A 22,725-nucleotide genomic window follows, 5' to 3' on the forward strand; every position below is an offset into this window, starting at 1 on the left:
GTCACCACCAGATACGCAAGCCAGCCACAAACCGACGTTCGGTGGGATTTTCGCCAGCGAGCCGGCGAAAATCCGCCGTCTCGCCAAAGGAGCGCTCCCATACAAAGCCGACATAGGGAGCGATTTTCCGGTGGATCTCGTAGCGCATCCTCAAGCCAAGTTCGAGGTTGCTCAGGCCCCCGCCGAGCCCGCGCTCGGGTGCCGCCTTGCTGTAGGCGTTCGATTCCAGCTGCGGTACGAGGATGAGGCGGTTGGTGAGCAGCACGTCATAGGATGCCTTCAGACGTGCCGCGAGACGGCCATCGTCTCCAACATAGCCCGTCAGCTGGACATCGAACCAGTAGGGGGCCAGGCCCTCGATCCCCGCAGCGATCCAGCGATGGGCTCCCGGGCCGATGTCCTGACGCACGCCAAGGATCGTTCCCCAGAACGGGCGTTGTCCGTGCCACCAGAACGCCTCGACCGAGGATTCCGGATCGAGCCGCTCGCCGGACTGTTTCAGGCCCTGGCTCCGCAGCAAGAGCTTGTCGTTGTCCGGGCCATTGGTAATCTGACCCGACCAGCTGATGCCCTGGCCTTGCTTGTTCGTGAGGAACTCGAGCTCATCCACGAGCACCTTGGCCACTGAAATTCTGTCGGCCATCTCGTAGCCGGGCAGCGTCGAATTCTTATAGCCGTCGGAATAAGCGTCCGGGTCGCGCGCATCGGCGCCGGGTTTTCCGCCACTCATGTCCATGCCGGGCATATTCATTGGGGGCGCGCTGCTGCCATCCTTTTGCTGGTCGCCCATCGGCATATCCGGCGACATGGCCTGATCGTTCGAGCCGGCCGCCTCGGCGTTGACCGCAGGCTTCACCTGCTGGCTGAGCGCCGGTCCGGCGACGGTGGTCATCGCGAGCCCGGTGAGGGCCAGCAACCATGTTGCGCGCGAGGTTGTCATGCCACGACCACCTCGCGGAACATGCCCGCGGCCATGTGGTAGAGGAGGTGGCAGTGAAAGGCCCACCGGCCCATCGCGTCGGCCGTCACGCGAAAAGCCACGCGCTGGGCTGGTTGCACCGAAATGGTGTGCTTGCGGACCTGGAACCGTCCGTCGGGCGATTCCAAATCGCTCCACATCCCGTGCAGGTGCATCGGGTGGGTCATCATCGTGTCGTTGACGAGGATGATCCTGAGCCGTTCGTTCGGCGTAAAATGAAGGGGTTTCGAGTCATTGAGCTTCACGCCGTCGAACGCCCACACGAAGCGTTCCATGTTGCCGGTCAGATGAAGTTCAATCTCCCGCTGCGGTTCGCGAGGGTCTGCTGCCGGCCCTGCTGTCCTCAGATCCGCATAGGTCAGGGTCCGGCGCCCATTGCGCCGCAACCCGACGCCGGGATCATCGAGATTGGTGCGCGGAAAATCGACGCGCATATCTGTATTGGCCCCATATTCGGTACGCGCATGGCGGGCTTTTGGTGCCGTCTCGACCATGCCATGGTCCTGCCCAGCTGGTCCCATCCCGGCCATCCCGGCCATCCCAGCCATTCCACCCATCATGTCGATCGGATCGAGCCAGGAGCCGGGGTCGACCGGGGGAATGTCCGCGCTCATGTCGTCACGCGGCGCGAGTACGCCGTGGACAAAGCCGGTGCGGTCCATGGACTGGGCGAAGATCGCATAGGCCCTGTCGTCCGCGATGGTCGCGATGACGTCGTAGGTTTCACCGGGTCCGATCCGGAATTCGTCTACGTCGACCGGCTCGACCGGTTGCCCGTCGGCGGCGACGACCGTCAGCATCAGGCCGGGAACCCGAACGTCGAAATAGGTCGCGGTTCCGGCACCGATGAAGCGCAGGCGAACCCTTTCGCCCTTCCTCGCAATTCCCGTCCAGCGCCTGGCGGAGGGGGCGCCGTTCAGGAGATAGGTGTAGGTAGCGGCCGATACGTCGCTCAGATCGGTCGGATTCATGCGCGCCTTGTTCCACATCGCCCGCTTCGACAGAGCGCCGCTCAGCCCGAGCTTGCCGGCATCGCTCGCAAAATCGCCGACGGTCGGCTGCGCGAAATTATAATAGCCGCTCATCTTCTTCAGGTTCAGATAGACCTGAAGCGGAGCCTCGTCCGTCCAGTCGCTGAGCATGATCGTATAATCGCGGTCGGCTGCGAGAGGCGGTTCGCTCTTCGGTTCGATGATCATCGGGCCGTAGAGGCCCGTCTGCTCCGCCAATGTATGAGCATGGTACCAGAAGGTGCCGCTCTGCTTCACGACGAAGCGGTAGGTAAAGGTTTCGCCCGGCGCGATTCCACCAAAGCTGATCCCTGGCACGCCATCCATCTCCGTCGGCAGAATCAGGCCGTGCCAATGGATGCTGGTCATTTCGTCCAGGTTGTTCTTGACCCTGATCGTTACAGCGTCGCCTTCGCGCAGCCTGATCAGCGGCCCCGGCACGCTCCCGTTGACGGCGGTGGCGACACTGGCTTTTCCGGAATAATTGACCGTGACCCGGCCGATTTCGAGATCGAGTTCAGTGCCGCTCAGTACGGTCGGCGTCGTCACCGCCGGCACCGCGAACGCATGGGCGGGCCAACCCAGCGTGGCAAGAGCTGTCGCGAGCAAGAGACCTTGCACGAAGCCTCTGCGACCGGTGGTCGTCTCGGCGAAAGGGGGAAGTGGAGTCCGCATCAATTCGATCTTTCGGAAGCAGCCCTAAAGTGACGCCGCGGTGCCGATTGCCACGCGGATGTATGTTCGTAGCACGGCGGACCCGGTAGGCGGGGCCAGGCGTATGAAACCTGGCCGAAGAAGCGAAAGGCACACAGGGTCAGGATCCAATGGGGCATCCGTATCCGGCGGACCCTCGCATCTGTCTCGCCAACGCTGTCGGCCCTTCGCTTCCGCGTTTCCTACATGTCGTCGCCCATGGGCGCGGAGGGCATGTTGGCGGCGGGCGGTGCCTGGTCCGGCTTTGCCTTGGGCGCCATCGGCATTTTGTCCTTGCACCGGGCCGTACCGCCACATCCCATCTGCATGCCGCCCGACGCGTTCATCCCCATCTGATGGTCATGCATCATCTCGTCATGCATCTGCCTCGCGCCATGCTTCATCCCTCCCTGATGGGCCTGATGCGCCTGGTGGTTTTGGTGCTTGACGAGTTTCGCCGGTACGGGCGGGGCCTCGTCCGCCCAGGCCTGTGTCGCCGAGAGCGCGACAAGTGCAGCGATGGCGGGGACGATCAGGCCAGCTTTGCGACGGAAAACATTCTGCATGACTTGGCTCCTCGAAGAATTGGAAAGGGGACCGCAAGATTTCGATCCGTTTGAAGATGTCGGCAGAAGTGCCGTTCGTGCCGCTCGGGGAATATACGTTTTGTTACGGATGCCCGCCGTCGGGCGCGGCATGCGAACTATCATACCGGGCGATGAGACCCCCGGTGCGGCTTTGATCGTCGTACGGGCTGTCTCCCAGAAGCAGGCAGGGCTGATTGGAAAACGACGGAGACGATTACGACGCGATGGATCGTCGAACGCTTCTCGCCCGCGGTCTGTCGGCTGCGTCGCTTGTGGGCGCCTCGTCCGTTGCCGGCCCTCTGGCGGCTCTCACCCACACAGGCGAAGGGTGGGGTTCCTTTGCGTGGACGCCTGCGGAGATAGCGATGGGCGATACGCTGATGATCTCCGCAGACGTGGCCGGTAGTCCCGTCCGCGCCATTCTGGACAGCGGAAGCGCCGCTTCGATCATCAATACGCGCCTGGTGAAGAGGCTGGGCATCGCCCCATCCGGGAAACGTATCATTCGCGGCACCGGCGGCCGCGTCGAAGTCACCGAGATCAGCGACGTTGCCCTCACCGTCGCCGACGATCGTAGGCGCTTGCCGTTCGCCATCGTGAGCGACCTTGCGGCAATATCGTCGGCATTCGGCCGCCCGATCGATCTGGTCCTGGGTGAGGACATCCTCGCCGGACGCTGTGTCGCCCTCGACTTCACGCAGGATCGGATCGGCTTCGCGCAGACGGGGAGTTTTGCTGGTGGGAGCGGCTGGCGTCGCCTCCCTCTGACGCATGGGACACGTCGCGAGCTCCTGGTCGCCGCGTCTATCGGGGGCGGAAGCCCCGTGCAGCTCATCTTCGATCTCGGGAGTGCAAATGCGCTCATGCTGTCCACCGCCTTGGTGGCCGCGCAGAATCTCCTCGCCGGCAAAGCCCGGTCGACCGCGGCGTTGGGAAGCCTCGATGGGGTTCAGATCGTGACCGCCTTTGTCCTGGACGACGTTGCTATCGGCGGAGCCCACATTGTCGTGGTGCCGGTGGCGGGGCTGGATCATTGGCAATCCGACAGCGCGGTGGGCAGCATCGGATTGCCGCTTATCGCGCAATTCGATGTGATCATGGATATCACCGCGGAAAGTCTGTGGCTGCGCCCGGCGCCGCCAAAGCGCAGGCTTCCGATGCTGAAAGACCGCTCAGGCTTCGGCTTGGCGGTTTCGCCTTCGGCCCTGACCGTCGCCCACGTCGCGGCCCATAGTCCGGCCGAGATGAGCGGCTGGTCGATCGGCGATCAGATCGTCCGTATTGACGGTCGGCCAATCAATGCCAGCTACACGCGCGGGGAGCTTTGGCGCTGGCGCTTCCTCCCTGCCGGCACGCACGTTAGGCTCGTCGACGGATCCGGTATCGTGCGGCGGCTGACGCTCGCCGATTATTACTGACGTTGACGCCGGTGTCGGCGTTCGGCCCCGATACACTGCTTCTAGCGTCCGATCCGCGGCGCATCATCCCGCCCTCGGATTGGTCGCCCAGCAGCTACGTAACAATCCCAATATTTCGCAAAGTCGTCAGCTCGCACACCCCAACTCAGCCCTCCTGCGAGGGAGAATATCGGGTTCGCGGTGCCGCACACCTGGGGGCCCGGCCATGTGTAGCGGAGACGTTTCATGTTCCAGCAAGCGATCGACACCGTCCGGGCGAAGGGTCACGCACCGTCACGCTACGGCAACTTCATTGGCGGCCGATGGGTGGAACCCATTCGCGGGGAATATTTTACAGACCATAGTCCGATCAACGGCCGGCAGCTGGCCGAGATCGCCAAGTCTTCGCCAGAGGATGTGGAGGCAGCGCTGGACGCTGCTCACCGGGCGAAGGAGGGCTGGGCGCGCATGGCCCCTGCCGAGCGCGCAAAGATCCTCAATTGCGTGGCCGACCGGCTCGAGGAGAATCTCGAGCTGCTCGCGCTTGCCGAGACCATGGACAACGGCAAGCCGATCCGCGAAACGCGCGGCGCCGATGTGCCGCTGGCCATCGACCACTTCCGCTATTTTGCCGGCTGCGTCCGCGCAGAAGAAGGGGCGATCTCGACAATCGACGACAAGACGATCGCCTACCATTTCAGGGAACCGCTGGGCGTCGTCGGGCAGATCATCCCGTGGAATTTCCCGCTGCTGATGGCGGCATGGAAGATCGCCCCGGCGCTGGCGGCCGGCAACTGCACCGTCATCAAGCCGGCCTCGCAGACACCTCTTTCGCTGCTGCTGTTCGCCGAGCTGACCGCCGATATCCTGCCGCCTGGGGTGGTAAATATCGTGACCGGACCCGGCGCGTCGGTCGGGCGCGCGATTGCGGCCAATCCGCGGATTGCGAAAGTGTCCTTCACCGGCGAAACGACGACCGGCCGGCAGATCATGGGCTATGCCGCCGAGCATCTGATCCCGCAGACGATGGAGCTGGGCGGAAAGTCCCCGAACATCTTTCTGGCAGACGTCATGAACGAGGACGACAGTTTCCTCGACAAGGCACTGGAAGGCTTCGCCCTGTTCGCGTTCAACAAGGGCGAGGTCTGCACCTGCCCCTCGCGCGCGCTCGTCCATGAATCGATCTTCGATCGGTTTGTCGAAAGAGCGGTCGCGCGCGTCGGGGCGATCCGGGTCGGCGACCCGCTCGATCCGCTCACGCAGATGGGCGCGCAGGCATCGGAGGATCAGCTTCACAAGATCCTGGGCTATATCGACATCGGCAAGCAGGAAGGCGCCGAGTGCCTGACGGGGGGACAGCGCGCCCGTCCGGGAGGCGAGTTCGACGACGGCTTCTTCGTCGAGCCCACCGTGTTTGTCGGCAACAACAAGATGCGGATTTTCCAGGAGGAGATTTTTGGGCCGGTCCTGTCGGTGACGCCGTTCAAGACGGTCGAAGAGGCGATCTCGATCGCCAACGACACCATCTATGGATTGGGCGCCGGCGTGTGGACCCGCAGCGGCAATGATGCCTATCGGCTGGGCCGCGCGATCGAGGCGGGCCGGGTGTGGACCAATTGCTACCATGCCTACCCGGCGCACGCGGCATTCGGAGGTTACAAGGCCTCCGGATTCGGGCGCGAAAACCACAAGATGATGCTCGACCACTATCAGCAGACCAAGAATCTGTTGGTCAGCTACGACGAGACGTCCCTCGGCCTTTTTTGACCCGGCTCACTCCGGCTGCGGCTAACCCGCGCGGCCGTCACCGCAAGGAACTCCACTATGAACAAGACAATGAAGGCCGCGGTCGTACGCGAATTCGGCCAACCGCTGGTGATCGAAGAAGTGCCTGTCACGATGCCGGGCCCGGGCCAGATCCTGGTGAAGATCGCGGCGACCGGCGTCTGTCATACCGACCTTCATGCGGCCGAGGGAGACTGGCCGGTGAAGCCCAATCCGCCCTTCATCCCAGGCCATGAGGGTGTCGGTCATGTGGTCGCGGTAGGTAGCGGCGTGACCTATGTGAAAGAGGGCGACCGTGTCGGCGTCCCCTGGCTCTACACGGCCTGCGGGCACTGCGTTCATTGCCTCGGCGGATGGGAAACCCTGTGCGAGGCCCAGCAAAATACCGGCTATTCGGTGAATGGCAGTTTTGCGGAATATGTTCTTGCCGATCCCAATTATGTCGGTCACCTGCCGGCCAATATCGGGTTCATCGACATCGCCCCGATCCTGTGCGCCGGCGTGACGGTCTACAAGGGGCTGAAGGTCACCGAGACGAGGCCCGGTAATTGGGTGGCGATCTCGGGCATCGGCGGTCTCGGACATATGGCCGTGCAATATGCCAAGGCAATGGGGCTCAATGTCGTGGCCGTCGACATCGACGACGCCAAACTCGCGCTCGCGGAGCGACTGGGCGCGGATCTCACCGTCAACGCGCGCAACGTCGACCCTGCCGCATTCATCAAGAAGGAGATCGGTGGCGCCCATGGCGCACTTGTCACAGCAGTGTCGCCGATCGCATTCCAGCAAGCACTCGGCATGGTCAGGCGGGGAGGCACGGTGGCGTTGAACGGGCTTCCGCCAGGCGACTTTCCGCTGTCGATTTTCGACACGGTCCTGAACGGGATCACTGTTCGTGGCTCCATCGTCGGCACGCGGCTCGATCTGCAGGAAGCGCTTGATTTTGCCGCTGAGGGCAAGGTTCGCGCGACCGTCACGACGGACACGCTGGAGAACATCAACGATATTTTCGCGCGCATGCATCATGGTGAAATCGAGGGGCGGATCGTGATCGATTTCGAGGGCGGCGCCCACTGACCAAGCGAATGCTCTGACGGTGTGCCCCGCCTGTGCCCAACCACCCGTGCGTGCGCCCACATCGTCCCGGCAGGTCCGATCTTTTGGTGAGAACCGCCGCGCCGTCGGCCCCCGGCATAGTGGCATCGCTCGGACCGGGACTCCGGCTCATTTCGATCATGGCGCCACTTGGCGCCAGTGGAGAACAACATGGCAAGCGGTAGAAAAGCGTATCTTGTCGGCGGCGGCATCGGCTCCCTGGCCGCAGCGGCCTTCCTGATCCGCGACGGTGGCCTGAAGGGCAGCGACATTACCGTCTATGAAATGCTTCCGATCCTTGGCGGCAGCCTCGACGGCGCCGGCAGCGCATCGGATGGCTATTCGATGCGCGGCGGCCGGATGCTGACAACGGATAATTACGAATGCACCTGGGGTCTGTTCAAGACGATCCCCTCGCTCGAACATCCCGGCTTGACCGTCTTCGAGGAGACGATCGCGTTCAACGAACGTGTACGATCGCATTCGAAGGCACGCCTGATCGACCGCGATTGTGCCATCCTCGACGTGACCTCGATGGGCTTCTCGATGAACGACCGGCTGGAATTGCTCAGCCTTTCCGTCGCCAGTGAAGAGCGATTGGGCGCCACACGGATTACCGATTGGCTCTCGCCTTCATTTTTCGAGACCAAATTCTGGTATATGTGGGCAACGACCTTCGCCTTTCAGCCATGGCACAGCGCGGTCGAATTCAGGCGCTACCTCCATCGTTTCATCAAGGAATTCTCGAGGATCGAAACGCTCGCGGGCGTAAAGCGCACGGTCTACAACCAATATGATTCCCTGGTCCGTCCTCTGGCCGCCTGGCTCGAAGAACGGGGCGTCCATTTCGCCAGGGACACATTGGTCACAGACCTCGTCCTCGCCCCGATCGGCGGCAAGTCAGCGGTCAGCCGCATCCTGCTGCGCCACGGCGAAGCGGCCGAAGCCATTGACGTCGGACCCGAAGACCTCGTCTTTTTTCAGAACGGTTCGATGACCGACGCCTCGAGCCTGGGATCCATGACCAGTGCGCCGCCGCATCGGACGAAACATGACAGCGGCGGGTGGGCCCTATGGGAGAAGCTCGCCGCGGAGCATCCCGGCTTTGGGAACCCAGCCGCCTTCAATAGCTCGATCGCCGAATCTTGCTGGATATCGTTCACGGTCACGCAGGGAAACACGCGCTTCTTCGACCATATGGAATCCTTCACCGGAAACGTGGCGGGCACGGGCGGACTTGTGACCTTCAAGGATTCGAGCTGGTTGATGTCGGTGGTATTGGCGCATCAACCGCATTTCCCCGACCAGCCGGCGACGAGCCGGGTGTTCTGGGGGTATGCTCTGCACCCCGATCGCATCGGCGATTTCGTGCCAAAGGCGATGTCAGCCTGCTGTGGGGAGGACCTTCTGATCGAGCTATGTGGCCATCTCAATATCGACATGACAGTCTTTGAAACGGCAAACTGCATCCCCTGCCGGATGCCCTATATTACGAGCATGTTCATGCCGCGCTCGAAAGGCGAACGGCCGTTCCCGGTTCCCGAAACGACGCGGAATCTCGCCTTTGTCAGTCAGTTCGTCGAAATACCCGAAGATGTCGTCTTCACCGTCGAATATTCGGTGCGGGCCGCGCAAATGGCGGTCTATCAGCTTCTCGGAATCGATGCGCAGATCCCGCCAGTCAGTCACTACGATCGATCTGCCAGGGTCAATCTGAGCGCGGCGATCAAGGCATTCCGCTAGAACATCGCGCATTCGATCGAGCAGGCCAAACGCAGGCATCACGTTTCCCTGGTGCGCTGCGCGCGGCACTGAAATGGCTACGTAACAATCCCAATTCGGCGCGAAGGCACCATGCCCTACCGACGCGACAGTGCCATCCACCGAGGGCGAATGTCGGGCCCAGGACGGGCTCGCGATATTGGCGCTCGCGCCTTTATTGATCTGCGCGGATTATTCGAATGGAGACCGACCAGCATGACCGCACGCGCAAAGCTAAACTTCTATGATCGCGTTCTTCGACCCGATCCATCGCGCACCGTCGTCCGTCCTTTTGAGCCGAATTATCCCAGAGATTTCGACGGCGGCACGTCCCGCACCCAGGAGACTGTCGATCTGATCGTGGCGCTCGATGAGGCTGAGTTGGCGCGTCAGCTGAAAGGCGTCACACTATCCCTGGACGAGAACCACCGCGACGTCGATGCGATGTTGCTTCGCCGGTTCAACGAAGTCGCCAGCGGGATCGCGGGTGCCGATCGTATCAACGCCAAGCAGCGGCGATTAATAGGCGCCTACTGCAGCGAAGAATTTGCATATGAGGCCGCCGCCTTGTTCAACCCAAGCGCCGTGCTCCATCCCGACCAGTCGGGTCTGCCCGAGGGCACGCTTCGTTTCGTGATGTCGCTGCGAGGCATCGGCGAGGGGCATGTATCTTCCGTGACGTTCCGCACCGGCACCTGGACGCCTGGCGGCGCACTTTTGGTCGATGATCCCAGCCCGACATCGGTATCGCCCCTCATCGATACATGCGGGAGAGGGGAGGGCATAGCAGCACGCCTGTGTTGCGCCGGCAGTCGCACGATCTCGGAGACAGTGCTTTTCCCGGTCCTGCCGAGCCAAACGCAGGGTATCGAGGATACGCGCCTTGTTCGCTTCTGCGAGGATGATGGCAGCATCAGCTACCATGGTACATATACAGCGTTCGGCGGTGGCCAAGTGCGATCGGAATTGCTGAGCACGGCCGATTTTAGATCGTTCGAGATGCGCGTCCTGACCGGCCAGGCCTCGAGTGGAAAGGGCATGGCCCTTTTCCCTCGCCGCATAGCGGGAAAATACGCCATGCTTGGGCGTCAGGACAGCAAGAACATCTGGCTTCACTTCTCCGACGAACTGCTTAACTGGGCAGGTGGCGAAAAGCTCATTACACCAAAATTCCCTTGGGAATTCGTCCAGATGGGCAATTGCGGGTCGCCGATCGAGATTGACGAAGGCTGGTTAGTGATGACCCACGGCGTTGGTACGGTCCGCAACTATTGCATTGGCGCATGCCTGCTCGACAAGAATGACCCATCAAAGCTGCTGGCGCGCACGCCGCGCCCGGTACTGGCCCCGAGCCCGCACGAGAGGGACGGGTACGTACCCAACGTCGTCTATAGCTGCGGTGTGATCGTTCACGATCGAACGATGTTACTACCCTATGGGGTGGCCGATAGCTTCACTGCCTTTGCTACGGCCTCGATTGATAACCTCCTAAGTGTGATGGAGTAGGTCACTCGAACTGATTGGGAATTGCAGACTGTTCGAGCGGTAGATGCCGTTCAAGGAAGACGAACGTCAATTCGGGGCGGCCGCGCGTCGTTTAGCGATGTTGGCTGTGCACAGGGGATACCATGCCATAGCAATCGGATCAGGGTTTGAGGCAAGCGAGAATTGCCATCATCGCGGTCCGGGTCTCCGCCACGTCTCGCACGGGGATTACGTCGATTCCGGCTGTGCGAACGGGATCATCGTTGCCACCGGGATAGATCGCGTCTCCCATGAACAGCATAGCCGACTGCGGAATGCCGGATTCCTCGGAAAGACGGCGCATTCCATAAGCCTTGTCGATGCCTTGGCGAGTAATGTCGATGGAGGTTGATCCCCCCACGTTGACGGACAGCTCGGGCAGTCGTGATCGAAGCGCTGCCTGCAGTGCCTTGCGCTTGGCGAAGTCGGGATCCCACGCTTTCTTTGCGTCGAGCGGCGCCTCCTGTCCAAGTCCAGAGAAAGTAATCTGGCTCCCGCGGTCCTCGATCCGCTCACCCCATGTCCTCTCGTCCGGAAGGCCCACTTCCCATGGGGCCAGTTCAAACGCCTGAAGAATGCGCCTGCGCTCGTCGGGGTCGAATACATCAGCATAGACCGGCTTCCAGGCATCCGTGAAGCGGTAGAGCTTGGTGCCCGTGGTTGGCATGATGAATAACTGACGGACGTCAGCTCTGATGGGCAATCGCGACACGACTTGTGCTTCGAACTGAGGCCAGTCGCCACCGGAGATCACCGCGACGCCGACGAGATCAAGCAGCTTGGCAAGCAACTCGGCCGTTTCTTGGCCTATAGGCTGTTTGCTCTCGGCCAGGGTGCCGTCAAGGTCGAAGGCGATAAGGCGCTTCATCGGTGGACTCCAATCAGGGTGCTGTCGCTCGGCGGATAGGCGGCGCTCGAGCGATCGGGTTCGATATTCTTCAGGCGGACGGTAACCGGTGCGACGGTTGTATCGAGGATCGCCTGCACGATAGCCGGCTTTGACGGCCCTCCGAACGCGATGAACTTTTCCAAGATGTCGCGGCGGATCCGCTCTTGGCCAGGCTCGATCATCTCGAAGCCTCCATCAGGATGATATTGTCTATCGCTTGGGCAGCGCCGTCCTCCTCGTTCGACAGGGTCACCTGGTCAGCGGCGGAGCGGACCGCATCGGGACCCTGCCCCATCGCAATCGAGAGGCCGGCGCGCGCGAACATCGGCAGGTCATTACGCTCGTCGCCGAGCACGGCAACGTTGGCGAGCGGTACGCCGATCGCGGCTGCCAGCGCGGCGACGCCATCGCCCTTGTTGGCCTGGGGAGCGGTAATGTCGAGATAGTAAGGCTGCGAACGGCCGACAGTCGCAAACTGTCCGAGCGCTGCCGCGATCTCGCCGTCAAGTCGCGCGAGCAATGCATGGTCACCGCTGACGCCGACGATCTTGTCGGGATGAGCGAGCAATGCCGCGAAGTCGTCCTTGATTATCGGCTCGATGCTTGCCGCGCGCCGCTCGCGTGGAACATACACATCGTCGGTTGCTTGGGCATACCAGAGGCCACCCGAGAACAGCCACGGCGTGACGGCCGGGTGCTCAAGCAGGGCGAGTGCTCGCGCGGCGCATTCGGGCTCAAGTTGATCTGCCGAAACGACAGTCCCGTCGGGCCGGACGATCGTGCCGCCGTTGAAGGCACCGATGACGCCTGTGAGCTCCAGCCGTTTCGCGATCCAGAGCATGCCGCTGGGCGGGCGGGCACTGATCAGGCTCACCGCAATACCAGCCGTCCTGGCCCTTCCAACCGCAGAGATCACGCCGTCGGAGAGGCTTTTGTCCTGGCGGAGGAGCGTGCCATCTATATCGGAGACGATCAGGCGAATAGGGCCGCTCATCCAAGGTGATGCCAGCGTCGATGCGCGCGGTGCATCAGCGCATCTGCACTTTCGGGGCCGGCGCTGCCTGCGGCGTATCCCTCGGGGGTGCCTTGCGCCCACAGATCGAGGAGCGGCTGCACGGCGCGCCAGCCACCTTCGATCTGCGCGGCACGCTGAAACAGCGTCTGGTCGCCCGATTGCACGTCATAGAGCAAAGTTTCGTAGCCGGTCTGGTGGCCCACGTCGAAATGGTCCCGGTAGCGGAAATCCATGGCGACCGGCGCAGTGTTCACGACGAGCCCAGGCCGCTTGACCACAAACTCAAGGCTGATGCCCTCGTCGGGCTGAATTTGCACCACAAGACGGTTGGGGGGCAGCCGGTCCACCACCGTCTCCTGGAAAAGCGCCAGCGGCACGTCGCGGAATTGGACGACGATCTCGGTATCACGGGTCGCCAGCGCCTTCCCGGTGCGCAGATAGAAGGGCACGCCCGACCACCGCCACGTCTCCACGTGCAACTTGAGCGCGGCGAAGGTCTCCGTGCGGCTGGCAGGGTCAACGTCGGGCTCATCGAGATAGGCGGAAACGGCCTTGCCAGCGATGGCGCCGGAGCAATAGCGCCCGCGAATTGCCTCGGTCGGGTCGATCGGGCGGATGGCGGCAATGACCTTCTCTTTCTCCGTCCGGATCGCATCGGCATCGAAGCTGATCGGCGGCTCCATCGCTATCAGCGCCAGCAGCTGGAAGAGATGATTGGGAACCATGTCGCGCAATGCGCCGGTGGCATCGTAGAAGCTGCCGCGGGTGCCGACGGTCACCGCCTCGGCCGCCGTTATTTGGACATGATCGACGTAGCGGTTGTTCCAGACGGCTTCCATCATGGTGTTGCCGAAGCGTGTGACCATGATGTTCTGCACGGTCTCCTTCCCAAGGAAATGATCGATCCGGTAGATCTGGGACTCGCTGGCGCGGGAAAGGATTTGCCGGTTCAGCGCCTGTGCAGAGGCAAGGTCGGTCCCGAACGGTTTTTCGATCACGACGCGGCGGAAACCATCGGTCTCGTTGAGCAGCCCTTCATCGCCGAGCTGATTTACGACGGTACCGAAGAAGGCCGGCGCTGTGGCGAGGTAGAAGATCGCGTTCCCGGTAAGTTGGCGGCCGAGAGCCTGATACATAGTCGAATCGGCGAAATCGCCCTTCAAATAGCGGATACGACTGCGGAGCCATGGCCAGTTGGCATCGTCCTTCACGAATTCGTCAAGCGCCTGGCGCAGCTGCTCGTCGTCGCTGTCATGATGGCTGACACCGACGAGCGCCATGTCCTCATTCAGCAAGCCGGCCCGAGCGAGGTTAACGAGCGCGGGTATCAGCAATCGGCGGGCGAGGTCCCCAAATGCGCCGAAGATAACGAAAGTAGCAGAGGGTGCAGTCAGAGCATCGCTCATTGCGGCATCTCGACATGGCCGCCGAAGCCGAACCGCATCGCCGAGAGCAGCTTGTCGCCGAACGTCGTGTCGACCCGGCTGCGGTAGCGCGCGAACAGTGCCGCTGAGAGCACGTAGGCAGGGACCGCCTCCTCCATTGCCGCCTCGATCGTCCAGTGACCCTCGCCGGAATCCGCGACCTGGCCCGAGAACTGCTCCAGCATTTGGTCTTTGGCGAGCGCCGTCGCGGTCAGATCGAGCAACCACGACGAAATCACGCTGCCGCGGCGCCAGACCTCGGCGATGTCAGTGAGGTTGAGGTCGAAGCGCTCGTCTTCCGGCAGCTTGGCGGATGACTTGCCCTTCAGGATGTCGAACCCCTCGGCATAGGCCTGCATCAAGCCGTATTCGATGCCGTTGTGAACCATCTTGACGAAATGGCCCGAGCCGGCTGGACCGGCATGGATATACCCCTTCTCGGCACGGGTGTCCTCGTTGGGACCGCCGCGATCCGGTGTGCGTGCGATCGTCCCAAAGCCTGGTGCCATGGCCTCGAAGAGAGGATCGAGACTGTCGAGCGTCGCGGCATCGCCTCCGATCATCATGCAATAGCCTCGGTCAAGGCCCCACACACCGCCCGAGGTGCCCACATCGACATAGTGGAGCCCTTTCATGGCGCACAGCTTCGCCCGGCGGATGTCGTCCTTGTAGAAGCTGTTGCCGCCGTCGATGATGATGTCGCCTGGGGAGGCCAGGCCCATCAGCGTCTCGATCGTGCTCTCTGTCGGCGGCCCAGCCGGCAGCATCACCCAGAAGATGCGCGGGCCCTCCAGTTTGGCTGCGACCTCTTCAAGCGAAGCGGCAGCGGTTGCGCCTTCGCCGGCCAGCATGTCCACCAGCGGCGGGTTCCGATCGAAGGCGACGATCTCGTGACCGCCGCGCATCAGACGGCGCGCAATATTGGCTCCCATTCTGCCAAGGCCGATCATCGCTATACGCATGTGCTCATTCCTCAGTTTTGGGTTGCCGCGATGACAGCTGCGCGCAAGGCTTCGATGCCGCTGCCGTCCTTCTTGATGTGGACCCGCAGAACGGGCCGCCCGCGCGCAGCAAGCACGGCCATGTCGCCGCGCGCCTGCGCAATCTGAATGGTGCCGAAGCTCGCCTTCCTGCCTGGGATCGACAGATCGGGATGGGGATCGCGCGTGATCGTCAGAAACAACCCGCTCGCCGGGCCGCCTTTATAGGCCTGCCCCGTTGAGTGTAGGAAACGCGGCCCAAAACCCGCGACCGTCGCCACCGCCTTGGTAGCACGCACCGCCATCCGCATCGCGGCCATTGCCGCCGCATTCGCCTCGTCGCGCTCGATAAATCCGAGGAAACCGGCATAATGTCCGGGCTTCAGCCGGGCAAAGTGGAGCCGCAGCAGGTTCACCGGATCGCCCGAGCCGAATCCGCTTTCGCCAGCAGCGTAGATCGCCAAGTCTGCGTCTTCCGCGATCGCGATCTCTGGTTCAAGCGCACTGGAAGCTTCATAAGCATCGACGAGCTCGCGCGTGGCGATTTTGGCATCCTCCACGTCGGGCTGGTCGAACGGATTGATCCCAATAACGGCGCTTGCAATTGCCGTCGCGATTTCCCAGCGGAAGAACTCCTGGCCGATCAAATCGCGTGAGGCGACCGTGATCCGGATGAGGGGATGGCCGGCCTGCTTTAGCTGCGCGAGCTTGCTGTCCAGCCCGTCCTCCGCGTCTCCTTCGAGGTGAAGATGCACGAACAGGCGATCGCTCCCGTAAACCTCCGGCGGTCCCGCGGGCTCAAGGTCGACCGGAATAATCCCCTTGCCTTTCTTGCCTGTCGACTCAGCAAGCAACTGCTCGAGCCAGGCCCCGAACGGTTCTAGTCCCTTGGATGCCAAGATGGTTAGCTTGTCGCGCCCGCCGATAGCCGCCTCGCCGATTATCACCCCAAGGCGCACGCCAGGGTTTGCTGCAGGAGGTGAATCGGCACCGCAGGCGAAGACCATTGGCTGGGTTTTCTCGTAGAAATCCTGGATATCGATGCCCATCGCGGCGGCGGGAACCATGCCGAAAGCCGACAGCACCGAATAGCGCCCGCCGATCGCGGGATCCCCTGCGAAGATATGCGCGAAGCCATCCGCCTTCGCGGTCTGGTCCAGCTTTGATCCAGGGTCGGTGACCGCAACGAAATGGCTGCCGTCCTGGCCGGCCGCTGCATAGAAATAGGCGCGCAGGAGCTCAGGCTCCATTGTCGATCCCGATTTGGAGGATATTATGAACAGCGTGTTCGCCGGGTCGATCGCTGCCGCGACCGTCGCGATCTGGCCGGGGTCGCTGGTGTCGAGCACGTGCAGCTTTGGGCTACCCTTTGCGCTGCCGAGGATGCGCGCGATCACCTCGGGGCCGAGGCTCGATCCGCCCATGCCGAGCAGCACCGCGTCCTTGAAGCCTTTGGCTTCTTCACCGAGCATCTTGAGCGTGTCTGGATCAACCTGCTCACTGCGGGCGGCGGCGAGCCACCCGAGCCATTTGCCCTCGTCCTTGCCGGTCCAGAGCGAGGCATCGCCCTTCCACAGCCGGCGCGGCCAAGCCTCGGCGCGAGCGGTTTCGAGGCGCGTGGCGACAGCCTCCTGAAGTCCTGCCGGGAGATCGACTGCCATCAAGTTTTGTCGGCGGCCGAGGAACGCGGTACGCTTGCCCGCGACCGCGCCAAGCAGTGCATCCGCCGCATCGGCGAACAGCGTCACACCCGCCTCGACCAACCTGTCCGCAATATCACCCAGTTTAAGGCCGAGACGCTCGGTTTCGGCCAGCACATGGAGTGCTTTATCCAGATTATCGGTCAGTGTGGCCAGGGCCGTGCCATGGTCACGGAACGCGTCCATCGTCCCAGGCGGCATCGTGTTGACGGTGTCGGGTCCGATCAGCGAGTCGATGTAGAGCGTATCGGGGTAGGCGGGGTCCTTAACCCCGGTCGAGGCCCACAATAGTCGCTGCGGCATCGCTCCCTTGGCGGCCAGCGCCTGCCATCGGTCGCTCGCGAGCAACTCCTGGTACCAGGCATAGGCAAGCTTGGCATTGGCGATTGCGACTTGGCCGCGAATGGCATTTAGAGCCTCGCTTTCCGGGTCGCCTTCCCTGACGCGCGCATCAATCGTCTTGTCGATCTGCGCATCGATGCGGCTGACGAAGAAGCTCGCGACGCTCGCGATCCGGTTGATCGCTTCTCCCTTCTTCACCCGCGCCTCGAGGCCGGCCATATAAGCCTCCGCGACCGCCTGATAAGCGGTGAGCGAGAAAAGCAATGTCACATTGATGTTGAGCCCATCCTCGATCAGTTGACGGATCGCAGGAATGCCAGCCCGTGTGCCGGGCACCTTCACCATCAGATTGGGCTCGGCCACCATATCCCACAGTCGCCGTGCTTCCTCGATCGTGTCGTCGGTGCTGTTGGCGAGATTGGGCGAAACCTCAAGGCTTACATAGCCGTCCCCGCCGCCGAGCCGGTCGTACACCGGTCGTAGATCGGCGGCTGCCGCCTTGATGTCGGCGATCGCCTGGCTTTCGTAGGTATCGGTGACGCTCGCGTCGGCCTTGCCGAGGAAGTTGTTAAAACCCTCGTCATAGGCGTCGCCATGGCCCATCGCCTTCTCGAAGATCGAGGGGTTGGAGGTGACGCCGGTCAGACCGTCCTCCTCAACCAGCTTGCGCAGCCCGCCTTCGTTCAGAAATTTGCGGTCGACGAAGTCTAGCCACACGGCCTGTCCCGCAGCGCCAAGGTTTTTGAGACGGCGGGTCATTTGTTCTTCTCGATCAGATCGCGCGCCACGGCGCAGATATTGTCGACGGTGAAACCGAATTTTTCCTGGAGCTTGGCGAGCGGCGCCGAGGCTCCGAAGGTCTTCATAGTTATTGTCCCGCCGTCATGTCCGACATAGCGGTCCCAGCCCATCGATCCGCCCTGTTCGACGGCGAGCCGCGCGCGCACCGCATCGGGGAACACTCTGTCGCGATAGGCGTCGTCCTGCTTTTCGAACAAATACCAGCTCGGCAGCGAAACCACTCGCGATCGGACGCCTTCGCCCGATAACTTCTCGTGGGCGGCCACCACCATCGGCAGTTCGCTGCCGGTACCGATGAGGATGATCTCGGGATCGCCGCGCTCGGCGTCGCCAAGGATGTAGCCGCCTCTCTCCAGCCCGTCGGCGGACGCATATTTTGTTCGATCGAGCGTCGGGATCGCCTGGCGCGAGAGGATCAGCGCGGTCGGCTCGTGGCTGTGGCTGAGAGCGACCTTCCACGCTGCCGCCACCTCGTTTGCGTCGCCCGGCCGGATCGTGTCGAGCCCAGGGATGGCTCGAAGCGTGGCCAGATGTTCGATCGGTTGGTGAGTCGGCCCGTCCTCGCCGACACCAATAGAATCATGCGTGAACACGAACACGACCGGCAGTTCCATGATCGCTGCCAGCCTTATCGGCGCGCGCATATAATCCGCGAAAACCAGGAAGGTGCCGGTGTAGGAGCGCAGGTAGGATAGGGCCATGCCGTTGGCGATCGATCCCATCGCATGCTCCCGCACACCGAAGTGCATGTTGCGACCTGAATGGTCGTTCTTCCCAAACGATCCCGCTCCCTGAAAAGTCAGGCTAGTCTTGGTAGAGGGCGAGAGATCCGCCGCGCCCCCGATCAGCAGCGGCACGTGCGGTGCGATTGCGTTCAGCACCTTGCCACCGCTGTCGCGCGAGGCCAGCCCCACGGCATCGGGAGGAAAGGTGGGGATTGTTGCCTGCCAGTCACTCGGCAGCTTGCCCCGGCGCAGCAGGTCCATCTCCCTGGCCTCAGCTGGAAAGCTCTCGCGGTAGCGGGCCAAGGTTTCCTCCCACGCCTCGCGTGCCGGCCTGCCGCGTCCCGCAACCGCGGCGTTGAACGCTTCTGCCACACCGTCCGGCACGAGAAACTGGGCGCCTTCGGGCCAGCCATAGGCTTTCTTGGTAGCGCGGACATTGTCTTCGCCCAGTGGCTCGCCGTGCGCCTTCTCGCTACCTGCTCTGGGGCTGCCCCAGCCGATCACCGAGCGGATGACGATGAGGGTCGGCCGGTCATGGGCGTCGCGAAAGGCCGCGATTGCGCGCGCGACGGCCCTGGTGTCGTTAGCGTCATCGACCTGGATGACGTTCCAGCCATAGCCCTCGAATCGTTTGCCGACATCCTCGGTGAAGGCGAGCTCGGTCGAACCTTCGATCGAGATATGATTGCTGTCGTAGATCCAGCAGAGATTTGACAGGGCGAGATGTCCGGCGAGTGATGCGGCCTCACTCGAGACGCCCTCCATCATGTCGCCGTCGCCGCACAGCACATAGATGTTGTGATCGAACAGCTCGAAACCGTCGCGGTTGAAGCGCGAGGCAAGCGCCCGCTCGGCAATCGCCATGCCGACCGAATTGCCGCACCCTTGGCCGAGCGGGCCGGTCGTCGTCTCGACACCGGTAGTCATACGGTACTCGGGGTGGCCCGGGGTCTTCGAGCCGAGTTGGCGGAACTGCTTGATGTCGTCGAGACCGACCGCGGGCCTGCCCGTCGGCTTGCCGTCCGGGTCAATCTCCTTGACCAAGGCCAAGTGCAGCACCGCATAGAGCAGCATCGAGGCATGGCCGACCGAAAGAACGAAGCGATCGCGGTTCGGCCAGTCGGGCGTGTCCGGATCGTAGCGGACGAAGTCCCGCCACAGCGTGTAGGCCACCGGCGCCATCGCCATCGGCGTGCCCGGATGGCCCGAATTGGCCTTCTGTACGGCATCCATCGCCAACGTGCGGATGGTGTCGATCGCGCGCCTTTCGAGTGCTTCGTCCGGTTGAGCCAGCTGTGCCGAGTCCGCTTTCATGAATTTGGGCATCCACAGGAGAGCTGAGATTCTGGGCGGTCTTCGGGAAGACCTGTTCGGAATGCGTTGGGTACCCGCCTGAGAGGTTTATTACCGGCCGTGCAAAGTTCGACCACGCGCCGGGCTTTACTCAACGAGGCATCCTTCTCGGCCGCGCTCAGGATCGCGGTCAGCGCGGAAAGATATGCGAGCGTCGATTCAGCGCCTTGGTTGGCATTGCGCCGGTCCGGATGGAGACCATCGAAGCAGGCGCCTCGTTTGACGTCCACGACGGGAATGCCAAGGTCGTTTGCCCCGAGAAACCAGTTGAATGCACGGCGCGCTTCGCGCTGCCACCATGCGTCGCTCGTGACTCGCGCCGCGGTAAGGCATGCACCAACCGCTGCACAGGCTTCCAGGGGCTGTTGGTCGAATGGCTGCGGATGACGCCGATCGCTTCCAAATGTTTCGGTTCCGATAGGCCGAAAGTGCCCCACTTCGGCCGTCTGCAGCGTCATCAGCCACCGTAGCGTATCGAGGCCGGCATCAAGGTGAGACTGGTTGCCGGTGTCATGGCCGCTTTCGATGAGAGCTTCACACAATCGGGCATTATCATAGCCGAGCCTGTCTTCGAACCAGACCCAGTCGGGCGCAGCTGCGTCACACCAACGTTGGAACAAGCGATTGGACAGTTCTCCTCGCAGCTGCTCCAGGTTGCGATGGCCTGGGAAGCGCCGGAGAAGTTTTGAGATGCCGAGCAGCCCGTAGGCCCAGGCGCGCGGCGTGGTCAGCGCTACCAACGCGGGTGCCATCTCCAGCAAGCGCGCGGCGGCCCATCCGTCCAGGAATCGATCGTCTTTTCGCATTGCGAACGCGCCCAGTGCCCAGACCGTGCGACCATGCGCGTCGTCGGCTCCCGCATCGTCGAGCCATGTGCGGTCGAACCCCATGAAATTATGAACGCGGTTATCCTTTGGCGACCAGGCGTGCTCAACGAACGCGGCATATGTCAGCGCAAGCTGCTCCTCCTGTGGCGTGAGAGAACGCAGCGTCGAGAGTTCAGAGAGAAGCAACAGCGCGCGCGCGTTGTCATCGAGACAGTAGCCGTGCCTCCGGTCCGGAACCGCGAATTTTGTGTGCTGGGTTATGCCGACCATGTCGGTAAGAGCGGCGAGATGGTCCGTCGTTATCGGTGGAAGCGCCCTGTTCCAGGCTTCGTCATTTGAAGGACGTATAGCCCGCGACGCGCCGGAGCGTCTTTCAAATCGGACATCGGAGAAGACTTTCAGGTACTGCTTCGCCACGCTCGACCAGATCATCGCGCGACCGCGCTCGTACGCGCGGGTTCGAATCTCGCTACGCGACGCGCCATCGACGATCAATCGAGCGACGGCAGCTCCGAGTGCATCCGGTTCCGAAAACGGCACCAGAACGCCACAATGGTCGGCGAGCAGTTCCTGCGCATACCAGAAGGGCGTCGAGACGACCGCTTTACCAAGGGCAACAGCGTAGGCCAGCGTTCCTGAAACGATCTGCGCTTCATTGGGGTAAGGCGATAGGTAGATATCGCATGCAGCCAAATGGTCGAGCAGCTCATCCAGTGAGAGATATCGGTCGACAAAGCAAATATTCTCGATGACGCCGAGTTCGGCTGCGAGTGCAACGAGGCTATCGCGATAGCGTTCGCCTTCATCCCTAACGAGGTTGGGGTGGGTTGCGCCGACGATCATATAGAGCAGATTGGGATGGTCGCGAACGAGTGCCGGCACTGCACGAATTGCCGTTTCGATACCCTTGCCTGGACCAAGCAGGCCAAAGGTCATCAACAGGGTCCGGTCTGCAAGTCCCAGTTTGTGCTTCGCCATCGCCGGATCGATAAAGGCTCGGTCCGGAACGCCGTGTGGTATCACGGCGATGTGCTCGGCCGGGACATCATAGACGTCCTGCAGAATGCGCCGTCCTTTGTCCGCCATGACGACGAGGCGCGATGAATGTTCGATGATGCCATCCATGACGCGACGTTGTGCAGGGTTGGGGTTGGCCAGTACGGTGTGTAGCGTCGTGACGATCGGAGCGCTGAGGCCGCTGAGAAGGCCAAGGATGTATTCACCGGCCTCGCCTCCGAAGATCCCGAACTCGTGCTGAAGAGAAACGAGATCGACGTTCGACACGTTGAGGAAATCGGCGGCGACTGCATAGGACGCGGGCGTGGCCTGCTGGATCTCCAGGGCGACATCGGGCGGATAGGCGTAAGTGTTGGCATCGTCCGTCAGCGCGATCGTCGTTGAAGAAAGATCGGAATCGCAGTTCTTCAATGCCTGCTGCAGATCGTTGGTGAAGGTGGCGATGCCACACTGCCTCGGAACGCACGTTCCTATCACGGCAATACGCTTGAGCGGGGGAATGATCACAGAGTGGTTCATGCTCAACCTCAAATATGAAAGTGTCTCTGGGAGTGGCTTACACTGGCTGGAGGCCGCGTCCGCTGCTCCCTCATGATCGCGCCGCGGCAGGACGCCGGTTTCTGAGGAGTGGGATTCGTGACCCGACCATGTTGTCGGGCTTCGACCACCGTCCAGAGTCAAGGCCGATATTCTGTCCCCACGGCCCGAGCAGCTTGGACGCAGGATTGCGCACCCAAGCCGGCTTTAAGGCGTCAGTGCTTGCGCGGTGGCTTGGGCGATTGGCTTGCATTTCCTTGATTTATGTCAGGCACACACACGTA

Annotated in this window: 16 protein-coding genes; 5 read left to right on the plus strand and 11 right to left on the minus strand. The window is 62.2% G+C overall.

What is annotated here, in order from left to right:
• Position 1 precedes the first annotated feature (1 nt).
• From ON00_RS10350 to ON00_RS19860, 3 genes are all read right to left on the minus strand, one after another.
• Complete coding sequence (locus ON00_RS10350) at positions 2-940, minus strand: copper resistance protein B (RefSeq protein ID WP_010405601.1); 939 nt, start codon at positions 938-940, stop codon at positions 2-4.
• Positions 937-2,664, minus strand: a complete 1,728-nt coding sequence (locus tag ON00_RS10355) for a copper resistance system multicopper oxidase (RefSeq protein WP_029622665.1) — start codon at positions 2,662-2,664, stop codon at positions 937-939. The genes ON00_RS10350 and ON00_RS10355 overlap by 4 nt, the downstream gene beginning before the upstream one ends.
• Before the next feature lie 221 nt (positions 2,665-2,885).
• Entirely contained in the window at positions 2,886-3,248 is a 363-nt protein-coding gene (locus ON00_RS19860; protein ID WP_010405606.1) for a hypothetical protein, read from the minus strand.
• A gap of 386 nt (positions 3,249-3,634) precedes the next feature.
• Here ON00_RS19860 and ON00_RS10370 point away from each other — a divergent pair, with 386 nt between their 5' ends.
• From ON00_RS10370 to ON00_RS10390, 5 genes are all read left to right on the plus strand, one after another.
• A complete protein-coding gene (locus ON00_RS10370; protein ID WP_010405608.1) occupies positions 3,635-4,687 on the plus strand; it encodes a retropepsin-like aspartic protease in 1,053 nt (350 codons plus the stop codon).
• A 225-nt stretch (positions 4,688-4,912) separates the two neighbouring features.
• Positions 4,913-6,433 (plus strand): aldehyde dehydrogenase family protein, encoded by a 1,521-nt coding sequence (locus ON00_RS10375; RefSeq protein ID WP_010405610.1) that lies wholly within the window; start codon positions 4,913-4,915, stop codon positions 6,431-6,433.
• A 57-nt stretch (positions 6,434-6,490) separates the two neighbouring features.
• Entirely contained in the window at positions 6,491-7,528 is a 1,038-nt protein-coding gene (adhP, locus tag ON00_RS10380; RefSeq protein ID WP_010405613.1) for an alcohol dehydrogenase AdhP, read from the plus strand.
• A 177-nt stretch (positions 7,529-7,705) separates the two neighbouring features.
• Complete coding sequence (locus ON00_RS10385) at positions 7,706-9,289, plus strand: oleate hydratase (RefSeq protein WP_281047991.1); 1,584 nt, start codon at positions 7,706-7,708, stop codon at positions 9,287-9,289.
• A gap of 234 nt (positions 9,290-9,523) precedes the next feature.
• The gene (locus ON00_RS10390; RefSeq protein WP_010405616.1) at positions 9,524-10,813 is read left to right on the plus strand and encodes a glycoside hydrolase family 130 protein; all 1,290 of its coding nucleotides are present in this window, start codon (positions 9,524-9,526) and stop codon (positions 10,811-10,813) included.
• 139 nt (positions 10,814-10,952) lie between these two features.
• Here the strand turns inward: ON00_RS10390 and ON00_RS10395 are convergent, their stop codons facing one another.
• From ON00_RS10395 to ON00_RS10430, 8 genes are read right to left on the minus strand one after another with little or no spacing between them, the layout of a single operon-like run.
• Positions 10,953-11,699, minus strand: coding sequence for an HAD-IIB family hydrolase (locus ON00_RS10395; protein ID WP_010405618.1), 747 nt, complete (start codon positions 11,697-11,699; stop codon positions 10,953-10,955).
• The gene (locus ON00_RS10400; RefSeq protein ID WP_010405619.1) at positions 11,696-11,902 is read right to left on the minus strand and encodes a hypothetical protein; all 207 of its coding nucleotides are present in this window, start codon (positions 11,900-11,902) and stop codon (positions 11,696-11,698) included. Before ON00_RS10400 ends, ON00_RS10395 begins: the two co-directional genes overlap by 4 nt.
• Positions 11,899-12,714: a Cof-type HAD-IIB family hydrolase gene (locus ON00_RS10405; protein WP_033963066.1), complete on the minus strand. Its 816-nt coding sequence runs from the start codon at positions 12,712-12,714 to the stop codon at positions 11,899-11,901. Before ON00_RS10405 ends, ON00_RS10400 begins: the two co-directional genes overlap by 4 nt.
• A complete protein-coding gene (gene zwf, locus ON00_RS10410) occupies positions 12,711-14,141 on the minus strand; it encodes a glucose-6-phosphate dehydrogenase (protein ID WP_029622668.1) in 1,431 nt (476 codons plus the stop codon). The genes ON00_RS10405 and zwf overlap by 4 nt, the downstream gene beginning before the upstream one ends.
• Entirely contained in the window at positions 14,138-15,121 is a 984-nt protein-coding gene (gene gnd, locus ON00_RS10415) for a phosphogluconate dehydrogenase (NAD(+)-dependent, decarboxylating) (RefSeq protein ID WP_010405622.1), read from the minus strand. The genes zwf and gnd overlap by 4 nt, the downstream gene beginning before the upstream one ends.
• Before the next feature lie 11 nt (positions 15,122-15,132).
• Entirely contained in the window at positions 15,133-17,940 is a 2,808-nt protein-coding gene (locus tag ON00_RS10420) for a bifunctional transaldolase/phosoglucose isomerase (RefSeq protein ID WP_010405625.1), read from the minus strand.
• Positions 17,937-20,021 carry a transketolase gene (gene tkt / locus ON00_RS10425; protein ID WP_010405626.1) on the minus strand — a complete coding sequence of 695 codons (2,085 nt, stop codon included), beginning with the start codon at positions 20,019-20,021 and terminating at the stop codon, positions 17,937-17,939. The genes ON00_RS10420 and tkt overlap by 4 nt, the downstream gene beginning before the upstream one ends.
• The gene (locus ON00_RS10430) at positions 20,018-22,423 is read right to left on the minus strand and encodes a glycosyltransferase family 4 protein (RefSeq protein ID WP_154651311.1); all 2,406 of its coding nucleotides are present in this window, start codon (positions 22,421-22,423) and stop codon (positions 20,018-20,020) included. The genes tkt and ON00_RS10430 overlap by 4 nt, the downstream gene beginning before the upstream one ends.
• Positions 22,424-22,725: the final 302 nt, after the last annotated feature.

Origin of the sequence: Sphingomonas echinoides ATCC 14820, from assembly GCF_000241465.1 — a bacterium.
Classification (GTDB): domain Bacteria; phylum Pseudomonadota; class Alphaproteobacteria; order Sphingomonadales; family Sphingomonadaceae; genus Sphingomonas; species Sphingomonas echinoides.